The following is a 6,890-nucleotide window of genomic DNA, read 5'->3' as shown; positions in this document are numbered from 1 at the left end:
GCAGCCCCATGAACAGCGTCACCTGCCAGGCCAGGCGATCGCGCCAAAGCCCGACGACGCGAAAGCCTTGATGGCTCACTTGCCGCCGGCTTCACGCTGCCGATCGAGCATTTTGTCACCGGTTCATGGTCCGGAGCACTTGCTGCCTGGGCGGTGCCGACCCTGATTGTGTTGCTGATCTGGATTCCGCAGGCGCTGGGCAGCCGGCGGCGGCGGCCGAGCCGGCGCAGAGCGCCATGGTGTAGAGCCCGGTCATGACGGCGGCCCTGTCGGCGAAATCGCGCTTCACCAGGCCCGGCAGCAGCACATTGCCGATGGCAATGGCGCCGCCGGCCAGGAAAGTCGCGACAAACAGCAGAGGAACCGTACCGAACCAGCGCAGGCCGGTTCCCAGCACCAGCAAGGCGAGCGCCCCGAGCAAAGTGCGCTCGGCTCCATAGCGCTGCGCAAGCCTTGGCGCGAAGGGCGCGAACAGGCCGAGGCACAGGACGGGCAGCGTCGTCAGCAGGCTGGCGCCCGTTGTCGACAGCCCGGTTGCCTGCATCACCTCGGGCAACAGCACCGACAGGCTCGAAAACAGCGGCCGCAGACTGAAGGCGATCAGCACAAGGCTCGCGCCAAGCACGATGCGCGCCGCACGGCTGCGCAGTTCAGGCGGCTGCGGCATGGGCAGGCTGTCGGCCTCGGCACCGATGAGTTCCAGACCCTCGACCTCGGCCTTCGGATCAGGCTGACGAAAACTCTGGTTCATTGCGAAAGCAGTCTTTCAAGTTGGGCAAGCACCGGCGCCATGAAGGCTCGGACGGCGGCAACGGCGCGCTCGGGATCGCTCGCGGCAATGGCGTCGACGATTGCCGCATGCGCCTGGTGGTCCGGCTCGGGCAGATCGCCGTCGATGGTGGCATGGATGGTCTCGGTGATGGCAGCGGTGAAGAAGTCGTAGAGCTCCATCATCGCCCTGTTGCCGGACGCCGCGACACCCGATTTGTGGAAGGCGAGATCGCGCCGGATGAAGGCTTCGCTTCCGCCTTCGGCGACAGTGCCGCGCGCGGCAAGCAATTGCCGCATCCGATCGAGGTCGGCTGGCGTGTGGCGCAAGGCGGCGAGCCTCGCGGCTTCGAGGTCCAGCGCTGCCCGCGCCTCCCACTGATCGCGCAGGCCGCTGCGCTTGACCCGGTCGAGCGCGGCAGAGGTATCGACGGCGGAGCGCACATAGGTGCCCGAGCCCTGGCGCGTATCCAGCAATCCCTGCGAGACCAGCACCCGCACCGCCTCGCGCACCGTGCCGCGGCTGACCGACAGAAGGTTGGTCAGAGCTGCCTCGTTGGGGATACGCTCGCCGACGCCCCAGCGGCCGCTGACGATTTCAGCGCGCAGGCTCTCGGTGGCGCTGTCGGTGAGATTGGTTCGGATAGCAGGTTGCATCGACCTATTCATCAAGTCATCAGATGACTTGATGAATAGGCCTACTCCTGGCTGCCGTCAAGCTACTGATCGAGATGGTAGTGGGTCAGTCTGAAATTCAGCCTTTGAATGGCCGGCGTTGAATGCGATAATTCAGGCATGGATGACACATCCGAAACTAAGACACGAAACGGTTGGGCGCCCTTGCACGTTGAGCAAGCTCTTGGTCTTAACCCGGACCTGCCAAAGCGCTGCCCCGAGTGTCATGGTGCTGTTCGCGCTCACCGCGAAAGTAACAATGGGATGCGCGCTCATTTCGAACACATCGAAGGGCATGATGGATGCTCGCTAAAGCCGCGAACATTTTCCGGTACTAAATCAATGCACCCAGACGCCCTATCATGAAAGCTTTGCGAGATTGGTGACATTGTTGCGCTGATCGAAGTGAAGGAAATTGAGAAGCCGGTGCTGCGCGGCCCTTACAAGAAGCGGACAGCTTGACTTCAATATGCTATGCCGCCGCCATGAAGAGCTATGATTTCGATCCTACCGAATTCGCCAAGTTAGAGTTCCTATTGGCTCACGCCGTCAGTTTTCTCCATCAAGAGCGGAGCAAGGCCGAACTCAATCAATTCCAGGCCAAATTCCTCCCGATTATTCGCGATGTATATTATCAGGTGTTGGGACCTAAGATTGATGATCGCCAGCGTGAGGCAATCTCTGTATCCGATCCTTGGGATCCAGAGTTGACTCAGGAGCGGGCTATCGAACTCCTAGCTGAGATATTCAAAGCTTAGATTTCAAACTGACTCACTACCATGAGATAGAAACTCACCAAGCTATGGCGCCGATCAGTCGGCGGCTGACGCAAAGCTTGCCATGTGAAACGCCTGGATCTCAGCCGGATAGCGATAGGCGATGCCATAGGGGCAGGCATTGCGGTCAAGGCAGCCGCCGCTGCGGCACGGCTCGCCCTTCGCTCCTCGCACATGCGCCAGACAGGACTGGTAGGCGAATCCTTCCGTGGAATAGGCATCGACCGGACAGTATCTCAGGCAAGGTTTCTCGACACAGGTGTCGCAAAGGTGGATCGCCTTGCCCTGCTCCGGAAGCGCGATCTCGTCCTCGAACAGCAGCGCACCGCGATAGGCATGCCAAAGCCCGTATTGCGGATGCATGAGGATGCCGAGCGGCGACGGTTTTAAACCCTCGGCCCGCATCGCCCATTGCTGGAACGGAAGATAGGGTTTGTCGGAAGGCGAAACCGCACGGGCTTGGAATTCATTGGCCACGGCGCCAATGACCTGCCGCGACCAGTTGTCGAGCGGATCGGCGATTGTCCGTGGCTGGTTTTCGCGCCAGCGCAGGAAATGCGGCCAAGGTGCCGCCCCCGCCTGCCCCACCAGCAGCACGGACCTTGCTGGCGCGCCCGAGGTGCCATGTGGAGCATCCTCGTCGCCAGGGAACACAAAGCCGCCGCGCAGGATGAGGCCGTTGGCGCCAAGCGCGGCCGTGATCTCCTCGATCATGCCGCGACGCGCAATCATTCCTTCTTGACCGGATCGGAGAACGCGCTCCGCCAGACTTCCTTGTGGATGATGTTGGCGACTTTAGCCCCGCCTGATTCGGGCTCCTTTCAAGTGAAGGCGTCGGGCATCGACCCCTTCTTCTTGGCGATGAAGTCCTTCAACGCTTCGTCGATGCTCGGATCGAGATGCGGCGCCTCGTAGCTTTCCAGCCAGCGGCGGGCAAGCTCGTTGGCGCGCTGCGGCGCTGTCTTCTCGCCTTCGGCCAGCCACTGCTCGTAGGAATTGTTGTCGGCGATGTTGGAGCGGTAGAAGGCGGTCTGGAAATTGGCCTGGGTGTGGTCGCAGCCGAGATAGTGGCTGCCGGGGCCGACCTGGCGGATGGCGTCCATCGCCTGGCCGTTTTCCGACAGGTCGACACCCTCGGAAAACTTCTGCGTCATGCCGAGCTGGTCGATGTCCATCATGAATTTTTCATAGCAGGACGCCAGCCCGCCCTCGAGCCAGCCAGCCGAATGCAGCACGAAATTAGTGCCGGCCAGGATGGTCGAGTTCAGCGTGTTGGCGCTTTCATAGGCCGCCTGAGCATCCGGAACCTTCGACGCGCAGAGCGAACCGCCGGTACGGAACGGCAGGCCGAGACGGCGCGCCAGCTGTGCGGCGCCATAAGACACCAGCGACGGCTCCGGCGTGCCGAAGGTCGGCGCGCCCGACTGCATCGAGATCGACGAAGCGAAGGTGCCGAACAGCACCGGCGCGCCCGGCCGGATCAGCTGCGTGAACGAGGCGCCGGCCAGCACTTCGGCCAGGACCTGCGTCAGCGTGCCGGCCACCGTCACCGGGCTCATCGCGCCGGCAAGGATGAACGGCGTGACGATGCAAGCCTGGTTGTGGCGCGCATAGACTTTCAAAGCGCCGAGCATGGTCTCGTCGAACACCATCGGCGAGTTGGCGTTGATCAGACTGGTCAGCACCGTGTTGTTCTCGACGAAATCGTCGCCGAACACGATCTTGGCCATGGCGACGGTGTCTTCGGCGCGTTCCGGCGCGGTCACCGAGCCCATGAACGGCTTGTCGGAATATTTGATGTGGCTGTAGATCATGTCGAGGTGGCGCTTGTTGACCGGCACATCGACCGGCTCGCACACCGTGCCGCCCGAATGGTGGATCGACGGCGCCATATAGGCGAGCTTCACGAAATTCTGGAAATCCTCGATCGTCGCGTAACGCCTGACGCCATCGAGGTCACGCACGAAGGGCGGACCGTAGACCGGCGCGAAAACGGTGGCATTGCCGCCGATCTGCACCGAACGCTCGGAATTGCGGGCGTGCTGGGTGTAGACGGACGGCGCGGTCTTGAGCAGCGAACGGCACAGCCCCTTCGGAAAGTGCACGCGCTCGCCCTTGACGTCGGCGCCGGCCTCTTTCCACAGTTGCAACGCCTCCGCGTCGTCGCGGAAGATGATGCCGATCTCCTCGAGCACCGTATCGGTGTTCTTCTCGATCAGCGCCAGGCCTTCCTCGTCCAGCACCTCATAAACGTTGATCTTGCGCTTGATGTAGGTGAGCTGCGTGCCCGGGCCACCGCCTGAACGTGCTGCCCGCCGGGCTGCTGCCCCGCCACTGGCGCCACGCCCACGTCGCGCGTTTGACGCTTCCTGATCGACTGCCGCGTGTTCGCTCATGGTGGTTCTTCCCTGAAACTGTTCTTGTCTGGAATCCATAGCGGCTGCCTCGCCGCTTCTTGCCAGATCGTAGCCATGCACCCTATTCGAAACGGCCCGCCAGCGCCAACGCCTGTCGCAAAATCGACAAGAATTCCAAGAGAGTTACGGTCGCTTTCCTTTTGCGGGAAGTCGCAAATCAGCTATGGATACATGCCCTCAGCGGGTTAGGTATGAACGCGAAGATGTGTGCCTTGCGACATGGTCGCGATGCCGGCAGGAGCTCGATACAAATGTCCGACGACGAGATCATCCTTTCCGAACTTTCCGACGACGAGTTGGTGCAGCAGATGCACGACGATCTCTATGACGGGCTGAAGGAAGAGATCGAGGAAGGCACCAACATCCTGCTCGAGCGCGGCTGGGTGCCCTACAAGGTGCTGACGGAAGCGCTGGTCGAAGGCATGCGCATCGTCGGCGAGGATTTTCGCGACGGCATCCTGTTCGTTCCCGAAGTGCTGCTGTCGGCCAATGCGATGAAGGCCGGCATGTTCATCCTGCGTCCGCTGCTCGCCGCCACCGGCGCGCCGAAGCAGGGCAAGATGGTCATCGGCACCGTCAAGGGCGACATCCACGACATCGGCAAGAACCTCGTCGGCATGATGATGGAAGGTGCTGGTTTCGACGTCATCGATCTCGGCATCAACAATGCGGTCGAGAAATATCTCGATGCGATCGAACAGCACCAGCCCGACATCATCGGCATGTCGGCACTGCTGACCACGACCATGCCCTATATGAAGGTCGTCATCGACACGATGAAGGAAAAGGGCATCCGCGACGATTATGTCGTGCTGGTCGGCGGCGCGCCGCTGAACGAGGAATTCGGCAAGGCCGTCGGCGCCGATGCCTATTGCCGCGACGCGGCAGTGGCGGTCGAGACCGCCAAGGACTTCATGAAGCGCAAGCACAATGTGCGCGCTTCGGCCTGATTGGTCATTTCGGCCGGACAACAGGAAGCCGCGCCTTGCAGCGCGGCTTTTTTGTTCCCAGATGAAGAAGTACGGGCGCGGATCAGGGATTGTTGACGGTGTCCTCGACCGCATTGGCGGTTGATTTGACGTCCTTGCCGACGCCTCGGACGGTGTTCGCACAAGCCGTGAGGGCCAGGGCGCAGGTCAAGATGGCAATTGGCGTGATGCGTAGCAGTTTCATGGACGGTGTCTCCCTCAATAGATAAATTAGCGCTACAGCAACGAAGGCCGGCTCGACGGGTTCCATGGCCAAGACGCAAAAAACGAAACCGAATCAAGACGACAAGCTGCTCGTTATCGCCTGTGGGATGATTGCGCGCGAAATTCTGGCCGTCAAGGAACAGCTCGGACTGGATCACCTCGACCTGACCTGCCTGCCGGCAGAATTCCATTTCTATCCGGACCGCATCGCCCCGGCCATGGACAAGGCAATCGAAAAGGCCAAGGCCGAAGGCTACAGCAACATCTTCGTCGGCTATGCCGACTGCGGCACCGGCGGCCTGCTCGACCGCATCTGCGAGAAGCACGGCGTCGAGCGCATGGCGGGCCCGCACTGCTTTGCCTTCTATCAAGGCATGGAGGCCTATGCGAAAGTCGCCGACGACGACATGATGTCCTTCTACATGACCGACTTCCTCTGCCGGCAGTTCGACGCCTTCTTCATGAAACCGCTCGGCCTCGACAAGCACCCGGAGTTGATCAAGGACTATTTCGGCAACTACGAGAAGCTGATCTATCTGGCCCAGACCAATGATCCGGAACTCGACAAGGTCGCCGAAAAGGCAGCCAGAATGCTTGGTCTCGTCTATGAACGCCGCGCAACCGGCTATGGCGACCTGACGGCCGGAATGGCGCAGGCGGCAGCACACGCCTGAAGCAATTCCTGACCCCGCCATGCTCTAACCCTGGGTGACAGGCCGCCGAGAACGGGTAAGTTGTGCGCCACAAGGCAACAGGCCCTCCAGCCATTCGAACGTGGAAACACACTGATGACCCCTCGCCTCTTGATAGCCGCACTCGGTCTCCTCTGTTTCGCCCTGCCCGCTCATGCCGATGGCGAGGTACAGAAACTCATCACCCCGGCCGACAAGAAGCGGCTCGACAATTATGGCGAGACGCGCAAGGCGGCGCTTGCCGAGGCGAAAGCTGGAGATGCGGCCGAGGTCAAGCAACTCGACGCCTTGCTGGCAAAACCGCTGGTGGCCTTTTCCGACAAGGACCTGACCGGCAGTTGGCGGTGCCGCACCATCAAGGCCGGCGGG

At 61.3% G+C, this 6,890-nt stretch carries 8 protein-coding genes and 1 pseudogene; 4 read left to right on the top strand and 5 right to left on the bottom strand.

Going from position 1 to position 6,890, the window contains the following annotated elements; all coding sequences use genetic code 11:
• A pseudogene (locus EN964_RS19575) lies at positions 1–751 on the bottom strand (MFS transporter); the annotation flags it as partial.
• Positions 748–1,425: a FadR/GntR family transcriptional regulator gene (locus EN964_RS19570; RefSeq protein ID WP_127276646.1), complete on the bottom strand. Its 678-nt coding sequence runs from the start codon at positions 1,423–1,425 to the stop codon at positions 748–750. The gene EN964_RS19570 and the pseudogene EN964_RS19575, both read right to left, overlap by 4 nt.
• 503 nt (positions 1,426–1,928) lie before the next feature.
• On the opposite strand from EN964_RS19570, the gene EN964_RS19565 reads away from it, so the two are divergent.
• Positions 1,929–2,201 carry a hypothetical protein gene (locus tag EN964_RS19565; RefSeq protein WP_127267734.1) on the top strand — a complete coding sequence of 91 codons (273 nt, stop codon included), beginning with the start codon at positions 1,929–1,931 and terminating at the stop codon, positions 2,199–2,201.
• Positions 2,202–2,255: 54 nt separating this feature from the next.
• On the opposite strand, the gene EN964_RS19560 is transcribed toward EN964_RS19565, so the two are convergent.
• A complete protein-coding gene (locus EN964_RS19560) occupies positions 2,256–2,951 on the bottom strand; it encodes a 4Fe-4S dicluster domain-containing protein (RefSeq protein WP_127267733.1) in 696 nt (231 codons plus the stop codon).
• 89 nt (positions 2,952–3,040) lie between these two features.
• Positions 3,041–4,615, bottom strand: coding sequence for a trimethylamine methyltransferase family protein (locus EN964_RS19555; RefSeq protein WP_024501311.1), 1,575 nt, complete (start codon positions 4,613–4,615; stop codon positions 3,041–3,043).
• Positions 4,616–4,887: 272 nt separating this feature from the next.
• Here EN964_RS19555 and EN964_RS19550 point away from each other — a divergent pair, with 272 nt between their 5' ends.
• A complete protein-coding gene (locus tag EN964_RS19550) occupies positions 4,888–5,586 on the top strand; it encodes a B12-binding domain-containing protein (RefSeq protein ID WP_027029468.1) in 699 nt (232 codons plus the stop codon).
• A gap of 82 nt (positions 5,587–5,668) precedes the next feature.
• Here EN964_RS19550 and EN964_RS19545 read toward each other — a convergent pair whose 3' ends face one another.
• Positions 5,669–5,809 (bottom strand): entericidin A/B family lipoprotein, encoded by a 141-nt coding sequence (locus EN964_RS19545; RefSeq protein WP_023812312.1) that lies wholly within the window; start codon positions 5,807–5,809, stop codon positions 5,669–5,671.
• A gap of 64 nt (positions 5,810–5,873) precedes the next feature.
• Here EN964_RS19545 and EN964_RS19540 point away from each other — a divergent pair, with 64 nt between their 5' ends.
• Positions 5,874–6,503 (top strand): DUF1638 domain-containing protein, encoded by a 630-nt coding sequence (locus tag EN964_RS19540; protein ID WP_127271741.1) that lies wholly within the window; start codon positions 5,874–5,876, stop codon positions 6,501–6,503.
• Between the two features lie 114 nt (positions 6,504–6,617).
• The coding region (locus EN964_RS19535) for a DUF4893 domain-containing protein (protein WP_127276644.1) at positions 6,618–6,890 on the top strand (273 nt) is incomplete at its 3' end.

This window comes from Mesorhizobium sp. M7A.F.Ca.CA.001.10.2.1 (assembly GCF_003998575.1).
Taxonomy (GTDB): domain Bacteria; phylum Pseudomonadota; class Alphaproteobacteria; order Rhizobiales; family Rhizobiaceae; genus Mesorhizobium.
This window is presented reverse-complemented; position numbering and strand designations above follow the sequence as displayed.

Bases quoted from the DNA above. Each gene is read 5' to 3' on its own strand.
- EN964_RS19570 (WP_127276646.1), bottom strand. From the start codon at position 1,425: ATGCAACCTGCTATCCGAACCAATCTCACCGACAGCGCCACCGAGAGC.
- EN964_RS19565 (WP_127267734.1), top strand. From the start codon at position 1,929: ATGAAGAGCTATGATTTCGATCCTACCGAATTCGCCAAGTTAGAGTTC.
- EN964_RS19560 (WP_127267733.1), bottom strand. From the start codon at position 2,951: ATGATTGCGCGTCGCGGCATGATCGAGGAGATCACGGCCGCGCTTGGC.
- EN964_RS19555 (WP_024501311.1), bottom strand. From the start codon at position 4,615: ATGAGCGAACACGCGGCAGTCGATCAGGAAGCGTCAAACGCGCGACGT.
- EN964_RS19550 (WP_027029468.1), top strand. From the start codon at position 4,888: ATGTCCGACGACGAGATCATCCTTTCCGAACTTTCCGACGACGAGTTG.
- EN964_RS19545 (WP_023812312.1), bottom strand. From the start codon at position 5,809: ATGAAACTGCTACGCATCACGCCAATTGCCATCTTGACCTGCGCCCTG.
- EN964_RS19540 (WP_127271741.1), top strand. From the start codon at position 5,874: ATGGCCAAGACGCAAAAAACGAAACCGAATCAAGACGACAAGCTGCTC.